The organism is Saprospiraceae bacterium, from assembly GCA_016717265.1.
Classification (GTDB): domain Bacteria; phylum Bacteroidota; class Bacteroidia; order Chitinophagales; family Saprospiraceae; genus Vicinibacter.
Genome location: JADKFX010000001.1, coordinates 412271 through 436864, shown reverse-complemented (window position 1 = coordinate 436864; position 24594 = coordinate 412271). Strand labels below are relative to the sequence as shown.

At 36.8% G+C, this 24594-nt stretch carries 2 protein-coding genes; both read left to right on the top strand.

The features are described from left to right. Positions 1 to 1567 precede the first annotated feature (1567 nt). Positions 1568 to 6310: a right-handed parallel beta-helix repeat-containing protein gene (locus IPO86_01760; protein MBK9726822.1), complete on the top strand. Its 4743-nt coding sequence runs from the start codon at positions 1568 to 1570 to the stop codon at positions 6308 to 6310. Further along, positions 6264 to 24380, top strand: a complete 18117-nt coding sequence (locus tag IPO86_01755; protein ID MBK9726821.1) for an HYR domain-containing protein — start codon at positions 6264 to 6266, stop codon at positions 24378 to 24380. Before IPO86_01760 ends, IPO86_01755 begins: the two co-directional genes overlap by 47 nt. Positions 24381 to 24594 lie beyond the last annotated feature (214 nt).

Below are 24594 nucleotides of genomic sequence, written 5' to 3'. Positions count from 1 at the left end.
GTATTTGACTATTTGGTTTGTTGAGACTCAACGGTAACTGTTTTAATTCATGCACCAATACTTGACATTAAGAACTAAGATTTAAATTTGCTGTATAAATAAGAAATTGGTGTAGAGATTAATCACATTCAAATGAAGCAAAACTTAATTTATACGAAAGTATATATTTACAGGAAAGTTATTTGTTAATGCCATAGCCTAGTTTGTTCCTAAAATGTATGAAGGATAAAATGTAATTGAGATAGAAACTCAGGATACTTTGCATTTAGACGTATTTAATCAAACCTAAGTAGCTTCTTTTGAAAATTCATGGGGCAAATACATAGATCGCTTCACATCTACCATTACCATATTTTAAATATTCCAACCATATTTTATAAATTCGAATAATTATTATTACATTTTATCAATTTTCAGTTTTGTTTTGAAATGGAGTTTTCTAAACTCTCAACAATTACCAACTTTTCATGACGAAAGCTAGTATAAGCTTGATTTGAAATGATCACCCTATAAGCAGGGTGATCATTTCATTTCATTGAAATATACTGTTGATTTAAGCTTGTAAGGCCATCCGCTGAACCCATGTCATATTTACTTTTCTTATATTCAATTTAAAAACTATATGAGAATTATGTAATTTCTTTTTGTAAAAGTGTAATTATTAAATAGATAGTTTTAGTCATTTTTGTAATTCCAAAATTAATTGAATGCATCGCCGGCTATGTAATGAAATAATAAAGAATCTTTAACTGCAATGTTTTGATGATTTGAGGTTTAAAACAAGGAATTTGTTGATGCAGCAATTGATTTTTAAAAATATAACGCTAATTATGAGCGATAGTATTTTGTATTTTAACTAAATTTCAATATAAAATTGAAGTTTACATTTGTTGGACTTATATTTTAAATTGTAGCAACTTTTTGTTGATTTATATCGTATCTTTAGAGAAGGAGCTTGTTCATTTTGGATTTACTATTCATCAGATAGTAAATAAAATGTATTTTATTTTTTTGAATTTTTTAGAAACATTGAATTAGAAGACAAAGAGTTATATATTTTTTTTATTCTATTTATGGATAGCTTATTCTAAATATTAGAATGTCATTAGAAATTAAATCTTTTGTGCAACAGCTGATATGAAAAGCCAAATTTTATTAATAAATTATTATTTTTTAAATTTCACTGAAATAAATCAAAAGTTTATATTAAATTTGTATATAAGTGCTTTCTGATTAATCCCAATAGTGCTTATTTACATTTTTAACCGATTTTAAGAAATTACTTTCAGCGACAATAACCGCTAACCTTATGTATTTAACTTACACCTTTCTGTCTACAAGATCCGTAGAATATAGCAGGCTTTCTAGTCTAGCATTTTGTATTCAATTCATAGTTAGCAATTTTGCCCACTTGTCAATTTCTTTTAAACAGTTGACAATTGTTTTATTTATAAAATCCATTTGTATAAGTCCTTTGAATTTTAATCTTATATATATTCAGTCAAACTTATATTTTAAAGAAACTTACTAGTTAAGCCATGATGAATCCCCAATAATTTAAATAAACATGAAATCAACTATTACATCCTTTTCTAATTTAAAAAATGTTTTTATGAAAGCACTTAGTACTCCAAATTCTTTGCATTTCTCAGATTTTAGTAAACTTTTAATTTGTGTACTCTTCTCTATTCACGGTTCATTTGCTGTTGGCAATGTTTCCTTAATGGCGAATATTCCATCTGTTAATAGCGTGACTAAATTCAAGACCATTGAATGGATGCACCCAAATAGCTTTGTAGATCCTGTACATAATTTGACACAGAATACCTTTCACCTTACGATTCAGGATGCTGTGAATGCAGCCAATCCAAACGATGTCATTGAATGTTCTCCGGCCACTTATAATGAACGCGTTACCATAGATAAGTCACTGACATTGCAAGGAACGGATAGTATTACCTGCATCCTTGACGGAACAGGTTTAGTAGGTGATGGTAATGGAATTACAATAAACAATGGGATTACCAATGTAACTATAAAAAAATTAACCGTTCAAGATTATGCAGGTGCATCAGGAAATGCAAATGCCGGAATTTATGCAATCGGAGGAAATAATAATTTGATTATCGATCATGTAGCAATTTTAAATAATCTTGGTGGTAGTGGGTTTTATGCAAATGGTCCAGTCAATAACGTTACCATCACAAATGTAACAGCTACCGGACATACTGTAGGTGCTAGAGGAATCGTAATCTGGAATGGATTTAAAGAAAATATTACCATTTCAAATTGTCATGTTTATAATAATAATTGTTGTGGGATTGAACTTCAAGATGGTACTGCCTCCGGAGTTACTATGACTGGTAATAATATTCATGATAATTGGGATAATGGTATTGGACTTCTTGGCTTGAATGGAAATACTGGTTCAAATGCTATTACCAACAATACATTGACAAATAATGGCCGATTTGGTATCGAGTTAAAATTACCTGATGGCAATGGTTCAAATATTTCAGTTGCAGGAAATACGATCCAATGGACAAGTAGCTTCGTAGCTTCAAGACCTTCGGAAAAACGCGACCTAGCAGGTATAGCAGCCTTTAGAAGAGCCTATGGAACAGGCAATGTGGATATTCCTACAGGTGTAAGTATAACAGGCAACACCGTAAGTGGTTATATCCAGGATAATGGCACTAGCTCCAGTGAAGGATTCGGTATTGTAGTAGAAGGAACAAATCATACCGTAACCGGTAATACCGTAACAGGTAACGATGTTGGAATTCAACAACAAGCTGGACATTTACCCTATGTTGCAAATACGAATACAGATGGTGACCAATCTGATTTAGCCGATTCTTATTTTGGTAGAGGAAATGCTCCAATTGCATGTGGTAACTTAATTAGTGGTAATACCTTAAGCGGTAATGGAAACAATGCAGAGCCAAGAAATACAGGCTCCGTTGGAGGTTTAGGATTTGTAAAAAATACCAGTTCCGGAGAAACTTTCTGTACCATCCAATCTGCAATCAATGATGCCAATACAGTTAATGGAAATACATTGGAAGTATATCCTGGAACCTATAACGAACAAGTACTTGTCAATAAATCATTAAACATTAAAGGTGTTGGTGCTTCTCAACCAATCGTAGATTTTACAGGTATTGTTTCTGGAAAACCGACCTTATTCGATGTTTCTGTGGACGGCGTAACAATAGATAATATCAATTTTAAAGTGGATTTATCAAAGTTGAGATCTGCTATCATAGCGACTGCACTAGATTTAGATAATATTATAGTTAAAAATAATACCATTTTAGGATATGGTACGCCTGCAGGATCCTATGGTGATCGAAATGCCGTAAGTATTAATTATTTCGGGGCTACAAATTATCGAGTTGCAACTGGCGGCGTAAATAGTATTACCTTTCATAACAATACTGTAAATGGAACATTACCTGCCGGATATTTTAGATCCGGAGTTGCAGTAGATGAAGGAGGCGGTACCTTTACTAACAATACCCTCTTATCTATAAGTCAGGATATTCATGTTCGTTTTGGAAGTAACGGAGATATTACCATTACAGGCAATACTATAAATGGTGGTGGCGTAGAATTGACGGAACAGAATGCAGGAGCTGGAAATATTTTAATTGATAATAATACATTTAATGGTACGAATGGAAGTACGTATACATCTTCCCTGCGATTAAAAAATAATTTCGAAAACAAACTAACAACTGTTAGTAACAATACATTCACTGGACATAATTGGGGCTTAAGTTTAGAGAACTACAGGAATGTAATTATAAATATGAATACATTTACACCCCTGGCTGCTTCTACAAGCTATAGTCATATCACTATAAACACAAAAGAGTTTAGCTCTTCCAGTGGATTTTATCAACCCAATATCAATGCAACGCTTACAAATAATACATTGAATGGTTCAGGTGCTGCCGGAGGTTTCGGTTTAGTATTTAATAATCATGATAATGACAGTCCGATATTTGGAACATTCACCATCGGTACTTCTGGAAATGAAAATAATTTTGCATCCGGAATAGGGACCTATATCTTTTTAGACAATCAATCCGGACCAACCGCAGCACCCGTTACTACAAAAGTACCCTGGGCAGTTGATTTGGATGCGCGAAATAATAAATTTGGTGGAGTTTTACCAGCAGTGATGACAAACGCTGAATTGTTTGCTCTTGAAGATAAAATTACACATGATATCGATGAAAAACCTTTAGGTTTTGTAACCGTAAAAACCAATCAAGCATTTGTTACAGACATGTCAAGTCCAACAGCTGTAAATAATGATTATACCAGAATCCGAAATGCAGTTGAAGCTGCATCCAATAATTGGACTATAAATTTAAAAGGAACATTTGACTGGACGGAAGCGAATGCAGCAGCCTCCTGGTCATTAGGAAATGATGGCGTAGTATCTGCAGCAGATGATTATTCTATTTTAGTACCGGCAAATCTTAACGGAGTGACATTTACTGCACCCGAAGGATTAGGAAATGCATCTATAACAGGTCCTGGTGATCTTGCAAGTGTAAATCTGGAAGGTGTATTAATATTTGATGGAGGCGATAATCAGAACTGGACAATATCCAATATGGAGTTTAAGGAATTTGACTTATCGATAGGAATGTTTAATGGAGCGGGAGGATCAGATGCGTATAATAATTTGACGATTACGAATAATACATTTAATATAGCAACAGATTTAAATACGGTTGTTGCGCCTGCAGATGTAAACCAAAACATCGGAATCCATTATTCATTTGGAACGAATCAAACAATCTCCAATAACACATTTAATGTACCTGGAGATGGCGTGAGCAGTGGTGCTAATTTTTCAAGTACGGTAGTGATGCAATCCAATACCAGTGGAGGCGCTGTATATGATGGATTATTGATTTCAACAAATACCATAAATATATTAAATGCACAATCTGCATTTCCACAAGTAGTGTTGGGAATCTGGGAGAATGCACATGGACATACAAGTGATATAACAGTTAGTAATAATCAGTTTTTAAATCTGGCAGGAGGGAATAATCCAGCGCTTAATTTGCAACGTGGATTCCGGGTAACATCACATTCAAGTGGATCGAGTACGGTGTTATATTCTGGAAATACTGTGAAAGGAGCAAACATAGGATTTCAGTGGATAAGTGGAAGTAATTTTAGTGGAGAACAGGCAGTACAATTAAGTAGTAATACTATCAATGGAAATGATATCGGAATTTTAGTACAATCCAGTGGAAAAGCTTTATTAACTACCAATGATTTTGATGATGCAACCGATAATACACGGGATGTACAAATCCAATTGGGAAGTGTAGTAACGACTGGGAATGGAAATCAGTTTGGAGGAGAAAGTTATTATGTAGAAAATTTAAGTTCAACCGGCATTGATATTAGTTCAGATCTATTTGATCAGGCAAATAATTTCCGTCGGACAGATCGCATTTATGGAGCATTGGATAATGGTGCATCAGGATTGATACGATTTGATGGAATTAATTTATATGTATCCGCACCGGGAACTGGATTATCAGATGAGACGATACCCAATGCAATAGCAGCAGCGGCAGTAAGTGGAGATATTATCCATATTGAAACTGGAACGTATGGAACAGGAGCAGATGCGAGTACAAAAGAATTAACATTTGCACCGGGCTCAAGTCCTGGTTGTGTTACCTTAAATGGCAATTTAGTTTTAACAAGTGGAGATGTACTTGCCATGGAAGTAAATGGCACTACAGCTTGCACACAATATGACCAGTTCATTGTAAACGGAACCGTAACATTGGGTGGGGCATCCTTAAGTTTAAGTGTAGGATATGTGCCAGGAAACGGCGATCAATATACACTTATAGTAAATGACGGAGTGGATCCAGTTGTTGGGCAATTTGCACAAGGATTATCAATCACAGTAAGCGGATATACATTCCAAATTGATTATACTGGCGGCGATGGAAATGATGTGGTTTTATCAAAATGTGCTGGTGGTGTATTGAATACAAATACAGGGAAACTTTTCTGTACCATTCAAGATGCAATTGATGATGTTTTAACTTTAAACGGACATATTATTACTGTTGCAGCAGGTATTTATCGTGAAGATATTACAGTAAATAAAAGCTTATCCATTCGGGGCGCAAATTATGGTATCAATCCGAATACCGGCATCCGGGTTGCTGAATCTATTATTCAACTAAGCAACTTCAGATCCTGTAAATTTGACATTTATCTATCTCGATCCAAATGCAAGTGGAACCACATTTGACGGATTTACAATGGATGGAGATAACACAATTCTTGGTGGTGGTATTTCAATGAATGGTGCCGATGTTAATGCAGCTGAAGCTATTGGAGCTTATGATGGATTATCCAATACAACAATTAGCAATAATATTATCAAGAACTTAAATTATGCTGGTATTGATTTTTATAATTTTTATAATGGTGGTGCATCCACAACAGGGAATAGTATTAGCAACAATAAATTTGATAATATTTTACCAACATCATTCGGTATTGGTATATTAATTTATAATAACTGTTATACAGATATTACCGATAATGTGATGACCCGGGTTCGTTTAGGAATTCAAACAGGTAATTTTTATAATGCAGATGCAGGAACAAGTCATGATATAACAGGAAATACAATTGAATCACAACGCAGAGGTATTTATTTCAATTTACATTATACAAATTCTGCGGATTTTAATATTAGTAATAATATTTTTACAAATTATCCTGGCGCTGCAATAAGCGACGGAATTTTTGTGAGCTCTATTCAATCTAATGTAGGGGCAACAATCAATAATAACAATGTTACTGGTAACACCTACGGAATCGGATTATGGAATTGTCCGACAACAAATCCGATTACCATTACTGGAGGAGTTTTAACAGGCAATGAAGTTGGTGTCTATGCTACAAATTATTATAGTGCAAGTAATGGAGATGCTAGTTCAAGTAATTATATTATAGATGGTGTAAGTATTCAAACATCAGCACAAGCTGGAATTGAAGTGAATGATACATCAGCAAATACCAATGCTTCAACCGTTTCTGTTGTCATAAAAGGAAACACAATAATAAATAATACAACAAAAGGTATATTAATTCAAGGTGGAGATGCAAGTGCATCCTTTATGGGCGCTACACCAGCTTCTTTTACAAATCAAACTACCTATATTGATCAAATAACAAATGGTACCAATGCGCCTGCAACCAATATCGATGCAACTGCAGTATCTTTTGATGGACAAACAGGAATTACCGCAAGCTTAGCCCAATTATTTGCAATCGAAGATAAGATTAATCATAAAATTGATTGGAAAGCACTTGGTTTTGTTACTGTAAAAGCAAGTAATGATTATGTTACAGATATTAATGCCGCACAATCAGCAACTAATAACGACTATACTCGTATTGTCAACGGTGTTGAAGCTGCATCCAATAATTGGACAATAAATTTAAAAGGAACATTTGACTGGGTTGAAGCGAATGCAGCAAGCTCCTGGTCATTAGGAAATGATGGTGTAGTATCTGCAGCAGATGATTATTCTATTTTAGTACCGGCAAATCTTAACGGAGTGACATTTACTGCACCCGAAGGATTAGGAAATGCATCTATAACAGGTCCTGGTGATCTTGCAAGTGTAAATCTGGAAGGTGTATTAATATTTGATGGAGGCGATAATCAGAACTGGACAATATCCAATATGGAGTTTAAGGAATTTGACTTATCGATAGGAATGTTTAATGGAGCGGGAGGATCAGATGCGTATAATAATTTGACGATTACGAATAATACATTTAATATAGCAACGGATTTAAATACGGTTGTTGCGCCTGCAGATGTAAACCAAAACATCGGAATCCATTATTCATTTGGCACGAATCAAACAATTTCCAATAATACATTTAATGTACCTGGAGATGGAGTGAGTAGTGGTGCTAATTTTTCAAGTACGGTAGTGATGCAATCCAATACCAGTGGAGGTGCTGTATATGATGGATTATTGATTTCAACAAATACCATAAATATATTAAATGCACAATCTGCATTTCCACAAGTAGTGTTGGGAATCTGGGAGAATGCACATGGACATACAAGTGATATAACAATTAGTAATAATCAGTTTTTAAATCTGGCAGGAGGGAATAATCCAGCGCTTAATTTGCAACGTGGATTTCGGGTAACATCACATTCAAGTGGATCGAGTACGGTGTTATATTCTGGAAATACTGTGAAAGGAGCAAACATAGGATTTCAGTGGATAAGTGGAAGTAATTTTAGTGGAGAACAGGCAGTACAATTAAGTAGTAATACTATCAATGGAAATGATATCGGAATTTTAGTACAATCCAATGGAAAAGCTTTATTAACTACCAATGATTTTGATGATGCAACCGATAATACACGGGATGTACAAATCCAATTGGGAAGTGTAGTAACGACTGGGAATGGAAATCAGTTTGGAGGAGAAAGTTATTATGTAGAAAATTTAAGTTCAACCGGCATAGATATTAGTTCAGATCTATTTGATCAGGCAAATAATTTCCGTCGGACAGATCGCATTTATGGAGCATTGGATAATGGTGCATCAGGATTAATTCGATTTGATGGAATTAATTTATATGTATCCGCACCGGGAACTGGATTATCAGATGAGACGATACCCAATGCAATAGCAGCAGCGGCAGTAAGTGGAGATATTATCCATATTGAAACCGGAACATATGCATCAGGAGCAGATGCGAGTACAAAAGAAGTAACATTTGCACCGGGCTCAAGTCCTGGTTGTGTTACCTTAAATGGCAATTTAGTTTTAACAAGTGGAGATGCATTGGCTATGGAAGTAAATGGAATTATACCATGCACAGAACACGATAAATTTATAGTCAATGGAACGGTAACATTAGGAAATGCAAATTTAATTTTAACAGTAGGATACCTACCTTCTAATGGAGATCAAATTACAATCATAGAAAATGATGGAGGCGATGCAGTTGTTGGTCAGTTTGTCCAAGGGTCTGCAATTACCTCAGGTGGTTATACATTTCAAATTAATTATGCTGGTGGTGATGGAAATGATGTGGTACTTACAAAATGTTCAGGGAATGTAGTGAATACAAATACGAGTGAAATATTTTGTACAATTCAAGATGCAATTAATGATCCACAAACTTTAGATGGGCATACTATTACTGTTGGAGCAGGTACCTATAATGAAAATGTTGTTGTAAATAAACAGCTTACAATAACAGGTGTTGGCAAAGGAAGTAATCCAGCCACGAATACTGTGTTGACACCAACTATTGCTTGCAGTGGTGCAGGAATTACAATTTCTAATTATAATGTAACAATTCAGAATATGTATGTTACAAATTATCAGGATGCCATTTTATTAGGTGGGGTAAGTGATCCAACATTAAACAATCTTGCATTGATTGATTATTGCAGGTATGGGGTGAATTTTGGTAATAGTAATACAAATGTAATAATCACGAATACAGATATCCAACGAACTTCTTTGTTGGCAGGTACCATTGGAATGCGTATTGGTACGGCTAATCAAGTAAGAGGATTACTGATTGATAATTGTACAATTATGGGCAATGCCTTGCAGGGAATTGTAAATTTTCAGGCAACTACTCCGGGGGAATTTAAAGACATTATAATTAGGAATAGTACCATTAGTAATAATCTTCAAAAGGGGATGTACTTTGAAAAATTAAGTAATGCATTATTTGAGAATTTAACAATGGATAATAATGGAACCGATGCAACTTATGGATTCAACAATGGCATTGATATAAATCTTAAATACAGTAGTTATTCAAACATAACGATCCAAAATTGTGATATCACAAATTCGGGTGTATTAGGCGTTGCCGCAGACCCACAAAATCCAGCAGTCATTGCTATTAAAGCAAGAGATGACGCTCCTTCATATAATACAATACCAGCTTCATTAAGTAATGTGATAATTAAAAATAATAAAATTACAGGTCCGCGGAATGGTATTCGTATTGGGGAATTCGGTAAAATAAATGCGACTCCAACAAATGTAACAATTGAAGGAAATGATTTATCGCATGCATTCGCTCATAAAACACTAATCAGTAGGATAAATAGTGACATTAATGTAGTGTGTAATTGGCATGGAACGATAGACTTACCTACGATACTTGCAACTTTTGTTGAAGCTGGAAGTGGTGACATCGTACTGGCTTCTGTTCTTACAACCGGGGTAGATGCAAGTGGAGCAGTTGGATTTCAACCGGCTGGATCCTGTATCTGTCCAGGTAATAATTTAGTAACAAATACAAATACCTCAGAAACTTTCTGCACCATACAAGGAGCAATTGATGATCCACAAACTTTGAATGGACATACGCTTACGGTTGCTGCAGGAACTTATGTTGAAAATATAATTGTAAACAAATCGCTTACAATCAATGGTCCGAAAGTAGGTATTGATGGATGTAATGGTTCAAGAGGAACAGGAGAAGCAATTATTATTCCTGCTACCGGTGTTGCAACCGGGAGTTCAAGTAGTTCTATCATTGATGTGGATGTAGATAATGTAACCATTGATGGATTTACACTAGATGGCGACAATACTACAATTACGGGACTGCTTTCTGCAAATGGTGCAAACTTTGATGTGGATTTAGGAATTACAACAGATGCTGCTCCAGCTGGAAATAATTTAATAGTTAAGAATAACATCATAAAAAATATATACACGTTTGGGGTTTCCATGGGTTCTACTGGTGGAACTGCAAGAGATGGACAAGTGAAATTTAATAAAATTCAAAATGTTCCTTATTGGGCAGGTATTCTCACCTATGATGATTATTATGCAGCTATAGAAAACAATTGCATTGAAGATGCATGGCGTGGCGTACAAGTAGATAATTATTTTTTACCAAAACCAATGGGATCTAGCGCAACGATTAAAAATAATACGATAACAACAAAGACACAAACAATCACAGGAGATCCTTCTTCTCCGTATACAGATGTTGGAGGAATTCTTGCAAATAATTTATACCAAAATGCAAGTACCTGGGATGTTTCTAATAATACCATGACAAATACTTCAATAGAAAGTGCAAATAGTAGAGGGATTACTTTATGGAGTATTCAAACGAACGTTGCAATTACAGTTGCATCCAATACAATAGATGGATTTGAAAGTGGATATTTCTTATGGAATTGTCCGACATCAAGTACAGCAACAATTTCTGGTGGCACGGTAACGCAATCATCATACGGAGCCTATGCTACGAATTTTGATTATTATGGTAATGCAGCTAGTAGTTCCTATATTTTGAGTGGTGTTACAATTACCAACCCAACAGTTGCTGGCGTATTTGTTCAGGATAGTTCATCCAATACTAACCTTGCAACGGTTTCAGTGAGCGTACAGAATGATTGCGAGATTACAAGAACAGATAAAACCAGAAGAGGTATTTATGTTAGAGGTGCTGATGCATCAGCGATTGTAAATGGAAACGACGCATCCATAAATGGCTTTGCCATAGGTATTGATGTAGATGGTGGTTCTGCAACAATTGAGAATAATCATATTTACGATAATGGAATTGGAGTGCGATTTACCAATAATGGTAATGGTACTGTTAAGACCAATAAATTTTATGAATCAGGTTTATTAAATGGAACAGATATACAAGGAACTTCAACAGCTGGATTAATAATCGCTACAGACAAAAACTGGTTAGCAGGATCAAGTTTTGGAGTTGAAAATTTACATGCAACAAATATTATCGACGCGACTTTAAATTATTGGAATCATGCATCTGGACCAGGAGCGATTGCTGGTGGTTCAGGAGCTCAGGTAACGGCCTTAGTAGAATACTGTCCATGGTTAGACAATGTACCTACAGAATTGGGTGGACCTGGAGGTTCTCCAACTTCACCTATAATTACAATTTTAGTTACTGAAACAAGTGGCACAGCAAATGATGCAATTATTTGTAATGGCGCTTCAGCAACATTAGATGCTACTACAACAGGTGCATTAAGTTATTTATGGTCCACTACTGAAACAACCGCAAGTATTTCAGTTACACCTGCTTCCACAACGACCTATACAGTAACTGTTACATTCGCAGATTGTCAGGTTACAGATGTTCAAACGATAACAGTTAATCCATTACCTAGTTGTGTAATAAGTGGTCCTAGTCCAATTTGTCCATCAACATCTAATGATTATACAGCAACTGCTGGAATGGCAAGTTATGCATGGACAATTACCGGAAGTGGTACGATTACAAGTGCAACGAATCTGCAAACTGTGACCGTAATGGCAGGTTCTGGATGCAATACTTTTTTTGATATATTTTTAACAATCACTGATAATAACGGATGCATTTCAAGCTGTAGTAAGACAGTAAGTGTAATTGATAATACGGCACCTGTGCTAACACAAGGCAGTATAGCAGCTTGTTATCCGACAAATGTAGCTGCTGAAGCAGCAGCAATTACCGCAACAACTGCAAGTGACAATTGTGGTGGTACCCTAGTTTATGCTGCATCTACTTCTGGAACTTGTACAGCAACAGTAACCGTAACGGTTACAGATGCATGTGGCAATCCTGCAAGTGTTATGTATTCAACAAAAATCGATAATCAAGCACCTACATTTACGAATTGTCCAGTAAATATTACAGTTGATGCAGTGCCAAATAATTGTGGTAAATCAGTAAGCTATCCTGCTATTGCTGCAACAGATAATTGTGCTGGTGCAATTTCAATAGTACAAGTAGATGGAACTAGTTATACATCAGGAGATTTCTTTCCGGTGGGTACTACCCTTCAGAAATATGAAGCTACAGATGCATGTGGAAATAAATCTACCTGCATGTTTAATGTCATTGTGATAGACGCACAAGATCCTACGATTACAGGTTGTCCTGTTGATATTAATAAAAATACAGACCCTGGAGTTTGTCAGGCCTTTGTAACTTGGGTAGCACCTACAGCTTCTGATAATTGTCCGGGAGTTATATTTACATCTAATTTTCCTCCTGGAACAAATTTCCCAACCGGTATTACACAAGTTATTTATACTGCAACCGATTTAAGTGGAAATGAAAGTATATGTACTTTTAATGTTACCGTCGTTGATAATCAATTTCCAGTAATCTCTTGTCCATCAAATATAAATGTACCTGCAGAACCTGGTTTATGTTCTAAAGTGGTTACATATACAACACCGGTAGGAACGGATAATTGTCCTGGTCCTACAACCATTCAAACAACAGGCTTACCAAGTGGATCAGCATTTCCAGTCGGAACAACTACGAACACCTTTAAGGTAACAGATGCAAGTGGTAATTCAACAATCTGTAGTTTTACAATAATCGTAACAGATTCACAAAATCCGTCTATCTCTGTTTGTCCGGTAACCAGATTAATTTCGGGTTGCAATACAGCAGATGTTACAAATCCGGCATATAATGCAAACTTAACAGCTACAACCTATGCTATATTTTCAGACGGAACAAATAATGGTGTAGCATCCGATAATTGTGCTATTACCTTAGTAGAATATCAAGATGTTGCAACAGGAAATTGTCCGACAACAATAACGCGGACATGGAAACTTTCAGATGCTAGTGGTAATTTTATTACCTGTGCTCAAACCATTACATTAGATGATAACATTGCACCTTTAGTAACCGCACCAGCGAATATTACAATAGATGGATGTGGTACTATTTCATTGCCAGAAACAAAGGCGATCACAGTGGGTCCAGTACAAGCACCAAAAACATATTATCCAGACAGATATCCACCAAAAGGATTTGCATTAAGTAATTTCTTAGGAGCAGATAGAATTAAACATTCCATTGATGCTTCAGATTGTCAAAGTTGCAGACCAGGAGGATTTAATTCAACTTTTTATAATACACAAGGTAGAAAATATGATATTGCAAATGCGCATAGTATTTCAATTGATTTATATGTACCCAATGCATGGGCGACAACAGGTAAAAGAATGGCAGGATTATGGGGTACCGCATTTGATATTTCTAATGCAGTAAGTGCCTTTCCAATTATTGAGTTTACTTCGGATGGTGGCGTTCCTAGATTTAGAGGCTGGGATAATAATACCGGACTTTGGGTAGATATGGGCTTACCAACAGGATTTAGTTATGATAATTGGTATACCCTTGTAATTAGAATAGTAGGTGATAAATTTATTTATAAAGTTGGAGATCTCGTAATTAAAACAGAAGCATTTGCAACAACCTACATAGGTAATGTTATTTTACAAGGACACAATACGGATACTCCAGGTGTTACTTATGATATCTATTGGGATAATTTTAGAACACTTGGTGTGAATCTTGCATACAACGTTTCTTCTACAACGATTTCAGAATCTCAATACTTTGCAGAAGGTGGATCAGCAACAGATAATTGTGTAGATCTTAATTTCTCATATAGTGATGTATTTGATAGTGGTTGTCCAGGTTCATTGACCAGAACTTTTGTAATTACAGATGGCTGTGGAAATGCAACAAACACATCCCAGGTAATAACTATACAAGACGTCACCGCACCAACAATTACTTGTCCAGAACCGACGACCGTAAGTTGTGTAAGCGAAGTACCGAATTCTGATTTTGCAGGTGGAAGTACAAGTGATAATTGTGGTGGAACCGTGACTGTAACATTTGAAGGAGATGTAATAAGTGCACAAACATGTGTCAACAGATATACCATTACAAGAACGTATGAAGCAACGGATGAATGTTTAAATACGGCATTATGTTCTCAAACAATTACGGTAGATGACCAGACCTTGCCAAGCTTAACGGGAACAGCATATGCTGGAACGACAGGCACAAATGCTTGTAAAGCAAATGCTGAAACAGCAGCACCATTTAGTGCAGCAAATGCAATCCAAGGGTATACAGATAATTGTGGCGGAGTTTTAACTGCAACTTTAACAAATACAAGTGTTACAGGAACTGATTGCAATTGGACAGTAAGCTACACATTTACAATAAGTGATGTTTGTGGTAATTTATTAACCGGACAAACATATTCTAATACTGGAAGTGATCAAACAGCTCCGAGCTTAACAGGAACTGCTTATGCAGGTACGACGGGCACAAATGCATGTATGGCAAGTGCACAAACGGCAGCACCATTTAATGCAGCAAATGCAATTCAAGGATATACGGATAATTGCCTTGCACCGGTAACTGCAGCTTTAACAAATACGAGTGTTACAGGAACTGATTGTGCCTGGACTGTAAGCTATACATTCACTATTTTTGATGAATGTAATAACCCACTTATTGGTCAGACATATTCTAATACTGGTAGTGATCAAACAGCTCCGAGCTTAACGGGAACAGCATATGCTGGAACTACAGGTATAAATGCATGTAAGGCAAATGCTGAAACAGCAGCACCATTTAGTGCAGCAAATGCAATTCAAGGATATACTGATAATTGTTTAGGAGCAGTAACTGCAACGCTTACAAATTCAGTTGTTACTGGAACAGATTGTAATTGGACAGTGACCTACACTTTTAGTGTAAAAGATATTTGCAATAACATCTTAGCAAATCAAAGTTATTCTAATACCGGAAAGGATTTAACACCGCCAACAATTGTTTGTGCAGTGGGCAGTCCATTTACAAGAACAACCACTTTGGGCTATTGTGGATATATTGTAAGTGGTACAGAATTTAATGCAACTGCAACTGATAATTGTGGAGGTTCCGTTACCTTAATTAATAATTTTAATTTAACAAACACACTCGCTAACGATACATTACCAACTGGAACTACAGCAATCGTTTGGACTGCAACAGATGCTTGCGGAAATACTGCAACATGTTCAATTTCAGTAACGGTAAATGATGCTGAATTTCCAACGGTCTTATGTAAAGTTGGAACAGGATTGGATTTTGATGGAGTCAATGAATATGTAACCGTAGCAGATAATGCAGTCCTTGAAAATATGGGTGCGTTGACTGTAATGGGTTGGATTAAAATGGATGCATTACCAGTCCAGAATTATTCACCAATTGCAAAAGAAAACGCCTACCGGTTAATCATTGGAAATAATGGAACTTATCATTTTGTAGTCGCTACAACAAATAACGGTTGGTATACAGCAGGAACTGTTGGCTCTGGCGGAACAAATACAATTCCGGTAGGACAATGGGTACATATGGCCGGTGTTTACACAGGTTCAAAAGTAAATATATATATCAATGGTACTTTAATGGGATCTGCCGCTGGAACAATATCCGGAAATATTATAAACAACGGAAGTCCACTTACAATGGCATTTAAAACATCTGCAAACATTGATTACTTTAATGGTAAAATGGATGAAGTTGGTGTTTTCAATACAGCATTAACAGGAGCACAAATTAAAACTTACCTTGCAACTTCATTGTTAGGAACGGAAGCTGGACTTGTAGCTTATTATAATTTAGAACAAGGAACTGGAACAACAGCTAATGATAATGCAGGCACTGCTCAAAATGGTGTGCTTGTTAATATGGAAAATGCAGATTGGATTAGAACTCCATTTGGACCTAATAATTCCATAACTGTAAATACGATTCCAGGTGTTTGTTATGCATCTTTAATTTTTGATGTAGCTGCATTTGATAATTGTGGAGTGATTTCAAATACTAATGATTTTAATGGAACTTCAAATGCTAGTGGAAACTATCAAGAAGGAACTACCCTTGTAACATGGACAGCAAGTGATGCAGTACCAAATGTTTCAACATGTAGTTTTACAGTAACTGTAAACGATGTTGAAAATCCGGTTGCGACCTGTGAATTACCACAAACCATTGTATTAGATGCAACTTGTAAATTATTAGTACCAGATTTAACAGATGGAGCAAGTGCAACAGATAATTGTGCAACAACATTTACCTGGAGTCAAAATCCTACAGTAGGGGCATTATTAGCATCCGGCGAAGGAACAACACATACCATTACTGTAACAGTAAATGATGGAAATGGAAACAGTTCAACATGTACCGTTGTATTAACTGGAGATGATACCACACCACCAACACCAATTTGCGAAGGGCCACAAACAATAGTTTTAAATAGTGCTTGTGAATTATTAGTACCAAACTTAATTGATGGAGCAAGTGCAACAGATAATTGTTCTGCAAGTTTTACCTGGAGTCAAAGTACTTCTACTGGAACATTACTAGCCTCTGGCGAAGGAACAACACATACCATTACCGTAACTGCAAATGATGGAAACGGAAATAGTGCAACATGTACCGTTGTGTTGACAGGAGATGATACAACACCACCTGTTGCAACCTGTGAAGGACCACAAACCATTGTATTAGATGCAACATGTAAATTATTAGTACCAGACTTAACAAATGGTGCAAGCGCAACTGATAATTGTGCGACAACATTTACCTGGAGTCAAAATCCTGCAGCAGGAGCATTACTAGCATCCGGAGAAGGAACAACACATACCATTACTGTAACGGTAAATGATGGAAATGGAAACAGTTCAACATGTACTGTTGTATTAACTGGAGATGATACCACACCACCAACACCAATATGTGAAGGACCACAAACAATAGTTTTAAATAGTGCTTGTGAATTATTAGTACCAGATTTAACAAATGGCGCAAGCGCAACCGATAATTGTTCTGCAAGCTTCACCTGGAGTCAGAGTACAACTACTGGAACATTACTAGCATCTGGTGAAGGAACAACACATACCATTACCGTAACGGTAAATGATGGAAATGGAAACAGTTCAATATGCACTGTTGTGTTGACTGGAGATGATACCACACCACCTGTTGCAAGCTGTGAAGGACCGCAAACTATAGTGTTAAATAGTAATTGTGAATTATTGGTTCCAGACTTAACAAATGATGCAAGTGCAACAGACAATTGTGCAACCACATTTACCTGGAGTCAAAATCCTGCAGCAGGAGCATTATTAGCATCCGGAGAAGGAACAACGCATACGATTACCGTAACGGTAAATGATGGAAATGGAAACAGTTCAACATGCACCGTTGTGTTGACTGGAGATGATACAACACCACCTGTTGCAACTTGTGAAGGACCACAAACAATAGCGTTAGATGCAACATGTAAATTATTAGTACCGGATTTAACTGATGGAGCAAGCGCAACCGGTAATTGTTTAGGGACCTTTACCTGGAGTCAAAATCCTACTGCTGGAACATTATTAGCATCTGGAGAAGGAACAACGCATACTGTGACAGTAACTGTAGATGATGGAAATGGAAACAGTTCAACATGCACCGTTGTATTAACTGGAGATGATGCTACACCACCAACACCAATTTGTGAAGGACCACAAACAATTGTATTAGATGCAACATGTAAATTATTAGTACCAAATTTAACAAATGGTACAAGTGCAACAGATAATTGTGCAACAACATTTACTTGGAGTCAGAGTACAACTGCAGGAACATTACTAGCATCCGGAGAAGGAACAACACATACCATTACAGTAACTGTAAATGATGGTAATGGAAATTCATCTACATGCACTGTTGTGTTGACTGGAGATGATACTACACCACCTGTTGCAACTTGTGAAGGACCACAAATAATTGTGTTAGATGCAACATGTAAATTATTAGTACCAGATTTAACAAATGCTGCAAGTGCAACAGATAATTGTTCTGCAAGCTTTACCTGGAGTCAGAGTACGAATGCTGGAACATTATTAGCATCCGGCGAAGGAACAACACACACAATAACTGTTACAGCATATGACGGGAATGGAAATTCATCATCCTGTTCAGTGTTATTAACTGGAGACGATGCCACACCACCAACACCAATCTGCGAAGGACCACAAACTATTGTATTAAATAGTGCTTGTGAATTATTAGTACCAAACTTAATTGATGGCACAAGTGCAACAGATAATTGTTCTTCAAGTTTTACCTGGAGTCAGAGTACATCTGCAGGAACATTATTAGCATCCGGAGAAGGAACAACGCATACGATTACCGTAACAGTAAATGATGGAAATGGAAACAGTTCAACATGTACCGTTGTGTTGACTGGAGATGATACAACACCACCTGTTGCAACTTGTGAAGGACCACAAACAATTGTGTTAGATGCAACATGTAAATTATTAGTACCAGATTTAACAAATGCTGCAAGTGCAACAGATAATTGTTCTTCAAGTTTTACCTGGAGTCAGAGTACATCTGCAGGAACATTATTAGCATCCGGAGAAGGAACAACACATACGATTACCGTAACGGTAAATGATGGAAATGGAAATTCTTCAACATGCACCGTTGTATTAACTGGAGATGATGCAACGCCACCAACACCAATTTGCGAAGGACCACAAACTATAGTATTAAATAGTGCTTGTGAATTGTTGGTGCCAAACTTAGTTGATGGCGCAAGTGCAACAGATAATTGTTCTGCAAGCTTCACCTGGAGTCAGAGTACATCTGCTGGAACATTACTAGCATCTGGTGAAGGAACAACGCATACGATTACCGTAACGGTAAACGATGGCAATGGAAATTCTTCAACATGCACTGTTGTGTTGACTGGAGATGATACTACACCACCTGTTGCAAGCTGTGAAGGTCCACAAACAATAGTATTAGATGCAACCTGTAAATTATTAGTACCGGATTTAACAAATGGGGCAAGTGCAACCGATAATTGTTTCGGAAACTTTACCTGGAGTCAAAATCCTGCAACAGGAGCATTACTAGCATCTGGAGAAGGAACAACGCATACAATTACAGTCACTGTAAATGATGGCAATGGAAATTCTTCAACATGCACTGTTGTGTTGACTGGAGATGATACAACACCACCTGTTGCAACCTGTGAAGGACCACAAACAATAGTATTAGATGCAACATGTAAATTACTAGTACCAGATTTAACAAATGGAGCAAGTGCAAGCGATAATTGTTCTGCAAGCTTTACCTGGAGTCAGAGTACAACTACTGGAACATTACTAGCATCTGGTGAAGGAACAACACATACGATTACCGTAACGGTAAATGATGGAAATGGAAATTCTTCAACATGTACCGTTTTATTAACTGGAGACGATACCACACCTCCTGTTGCAACCTGTGAAGGTCCGCAAACAATTTCTTTAGATGCAACCTGTAAATTATTAGTACCAGATTTAACAAATGGAGCAAGTGCAACAGATAATTGTTCTTCAAGCTTTACCTGGAGTCAGAGTACGAATGCAGGAACATTATTAGCATCCGGAGAAGGAATAACACACACAATAACTGTAACTGCGTATGATGGGAATGGAAATTCATCATCTTGTTCAGTATTATTAACTGGAGACGATACCACACCTCCTGTTGCAAGCTGTGAAGGTCCGCAAACAATTTCTTTAGATGCAACCTGTAAATTATTAGTACCGGATTTAACAAATGGTGCAAGCGCAACCGATAATTGTTCTGCAAGTTTTACCTGGAGTCAGAGTACATCTGCTGGAACATTACTAGCATCCGGAGAAGGAACAACGCATACTATTACAGTAACTGTAAATGATGGGAACGGAAACTCTTCAACATGCACTGTTGTGTTGACTGGAGATGATACTACACCACCTGTTGCAACATGTGAAGGTCCGCAAACAATTGTATTAGATGCAACCTGTAAATTACTAGTACCAGATTTAACAAATGGAGCAAGTGCAACAGATAATTGTTCTGCAAGCTTCACCTGGAGTCAGAGTACATCTGCTGGAACATTACTAGCATCCGGAGAAGGAACAACGCATACGATTACCGTAACGGTAAATGATGGAAATGGAAATTCTTCAACATGTATCGTTGTATTAACTGGAGATGATACCACACCACCTGTTGCAATCTGTGAAGGACCACAAACAATTACTTTAGATGCAACCTGTAAATTATTGGTACCGGATTTAACAAATGGCGCAAGTGCAACTGATAATTGTTTCGGAAACTTTAGTTGGAGTCAGAGTACAACTGCTGGAACATTACTAGCCTCTGGAGAAGGAACAACACATACGATTACCGTAACGGTAAATGATGGAAATGGAAATTCTTCAACATGTACTGTTGTATTAACTGGAGATGATGTTACACCACCAACGCCAATTTGCGAAGGACCACAAACCATTAATCTGGATAATACTTGTAAATTATTGGTACCAGATTTAACAAATGGTGCAAGTGCATCGGATAATTGCTCAGCGAGCTTTACCTGGAGTCAAAGTACATCAGCTGGAACATTACTAGCCTCTGGTGAAGGAACTACACATACGATTACTGTAACTGTAAATGATGGCAATGGAAATTCTTCAACATGTACCGTTGTATTAACTGGAAATGATGTGACACCACCAACACCAATTTGCGAAGGACCACAAACCATTAATTTGGATGCGAATTGTAAATTATCAGTACCGAATTTAATTGATGGAGCAACTGCATTCGATAATTGTTCTGTAAGTTTTACATGGACACAGAATCCAACCGCAGGAACATTGCTTTCTTCTGGCGAAGGAACAACACATACCATTACAGTTACCGCCTTTGACGGAAATGGAAATAGTGATTATTGTGTGGTTGAATTGACTGGAAACGATGTTACACCACCAACACCAATCTGCGAAGGACCACAAACAATTACTTTAGATGCAACCTGTAAATTATTAGTACCGGATTTAACAAATGGAGCAAGTGCATCAGATAACTGCTCATCGAGCTTCACCTGGAGTCAGAGTACATCGGCTGGAACATTACTAGCATCCGGAGAAGGAACAACACATACGATTACCGTAACGGTAAATGATGGCAATGGAAATTCTTCAACATGTACTGTTGTATTAACCGGAGATGATGTTACACCACCAACACCAATTTGCGAAGGACCACAAACCATTAATCTGGATAATACTTGTAAATTATTAGTACCAGATTTAACAAATGGTGCAAGTGCAACTGATAATTGCTCAGCAAGTTTTACCTGGAGTCAAAGTACATCAGCTGGAACATTACTAGCCTCTGGAGAAGGAACAACACATACGATTACTGTAACAGCATATGATGGAAATGGAAATTCTTCAACATGTACCGTTATATTAACTGGAAATGATGTGACACCACCAACACCAATTTGCGAAGGACCACAAACCATTAATTTGGATGCGAATTGTAAATTATCAGTACCGAATTTAATTGATGGAGCAACTGCATTCGATAATTGTTCTGTAAGTTTTACATGGACACAGAATCCAACTGCAGGAACATTGCTTTCTTCTGGAGAAGGAACAACGCATACCATTACAGTTACGGCCTTTGACGGAAATGGAAATAGTGATTATTGTGTGGTTGAATTGACTGGAAACGATGTTACACCACCAACACCAATTTGCGAAGGACCACAAACCATTAATCTGGATAATACTTGTAAATTATTAGTACCAGATTTAACAAATGGAGCAAGTGCAACAGATAATTGTTCTGCAAGCTTTACCTGGAGTCAAAGTACATCTGCTGGAACATTACTAGCCTCTGGTGAAGGAACAACACATACGATTACAGTAACAGTAAATGATGGAAATGGAAATTCTTCAACATGTACCGTTGTATTAACTGGAAATGATGTGACACCACCAACACCAATTTGCGAAGGACCACAAACCATTAATTTGGATGCGAATTGCAAATTATCAGTACCGAATTTAATTGATGGCGCAAGTGCAACAGATAATTGTTCTGCAAGCTTTACCTGGAGTCAGAGTACATCAGCTGGTACGTTATTAGCCTCTGGTGAAGGAACAACACATACGATTACAGTAACAGTAAATGATGGAAATGGAAATTCTTCAACATGTACCGTTATATTAACTGGAAATGATGTTACACCACCAACACCAATTTGTGAATCTGCACAAAACGTAAATCTAAATGCAAGTTGCCAATTGGTCGTTCCAAACCTTATTGATGGTGTTAGTGCAACAGATAATTGCGCAAGCAGCTTTACCTGGAGTCAAAATCCAACTGTAGCTACTATTTTATCATCTGCCCATAATATGACGCATACAATAACCGTAACTGTAAATGATGGAAATGGAAATTCATCAACTTGTACTACGGTATTAACCGGAAAAGATGTCACACCACCGACGATGACTTGTCCAGCAAATACAACTAGAGGAACCACAGAAGGCTTATGTAAATATTTAATAACGGGTACCGAATTTGATGGAACCGCTTCAGACAATTGTGGTGTAGTTTCTAAAACATTCACATGGACGGGATCAACAACTGGTAGCGGAAGTGGGTCTTTAAATGGATTATTCTTGAAAAAAGGTACGACAACAATTACCTGGACAGCAACAGATGCAGCAGGAAATACAGCCATCTGTAGTTTTACGGTTCAGGTTATTGATAATGAACCACCTCATATTGCTTGTCCGCCAAATGTATTGGTGATTACACTGCCAAATCAGTGCACTGTTCCGGCCGGATCTGTGCCATTAGGCACTCCTGTAGTTTCTGATAATTGCGCGATAAAATATCCATTAACGAATAACTCACCGGCCACATACCCAGTTGGAATTACAACTGTGAAATGGACGGTTACAGATTCAAGTGGAAATACAGCAACATGCAATCAACAAGTGACAGTAGTAGCATATACTTGTGGTCAACCAATTCAGGTTTACCATACCGATACAACATTTGATAAAGCAAAAATCAAATGGAAAGCTGGAAAATGTGCTACCGCATATAATTTAAGAATTCGCAAAGAATTAAGTCCTGGTGTATGGGGACCTTGGTCTGGCTGGGTAACAGCAAGTGGGCCCGGTTTATTACATCAGTTTACTGGACTTGATGAGAATTCATTTTATCATTATCAAATCAGAAGCAAATGCGGTACAACGAATTCAGCTAGTGTAAATGGATGGTTTCATACTTTACCAGCTTTTGGTCCTCAGCAAAACCGGATACGCGAACTTACGATTCCGGATGAAGAATACGATTATGGACCGGTTTCCTTAGAGATTGTACCAAATCCAGCAAGAGATCTTGCAACTGTTAAAATTGAAGGATTTGATCAGCGGGTAAAAGAAATCACGATGTTAGATTTATATGGTAAAATTGTTTTCAAATTGAAAGTAGAAGCTAAACACAATTTGATTGAATTAGACTTAAAAACATTAGGAGTCCATACTGGAATTTATTTAATTCGGGTATCCGATGGAACAAAACAAAAAACGGAACAGTTGATGATAGAAAAATAGGTTCTATCTATATTAAATACTGTTGTACAAAGAACTTATTACTTAGTATCATGTGATTGAATTTAATTCAATCACTTAAAAAGAAAAGATTAAAATTGGGGCTTTAAATCAGCCCCAATTTTTTTTTGTCAAAAATGATCTAAAGATTTTCACTAGAAAAGGGGTCAGCTAGATCTTCAATACTTATATGTAACCTTGAAATCCAGCCTGTCCT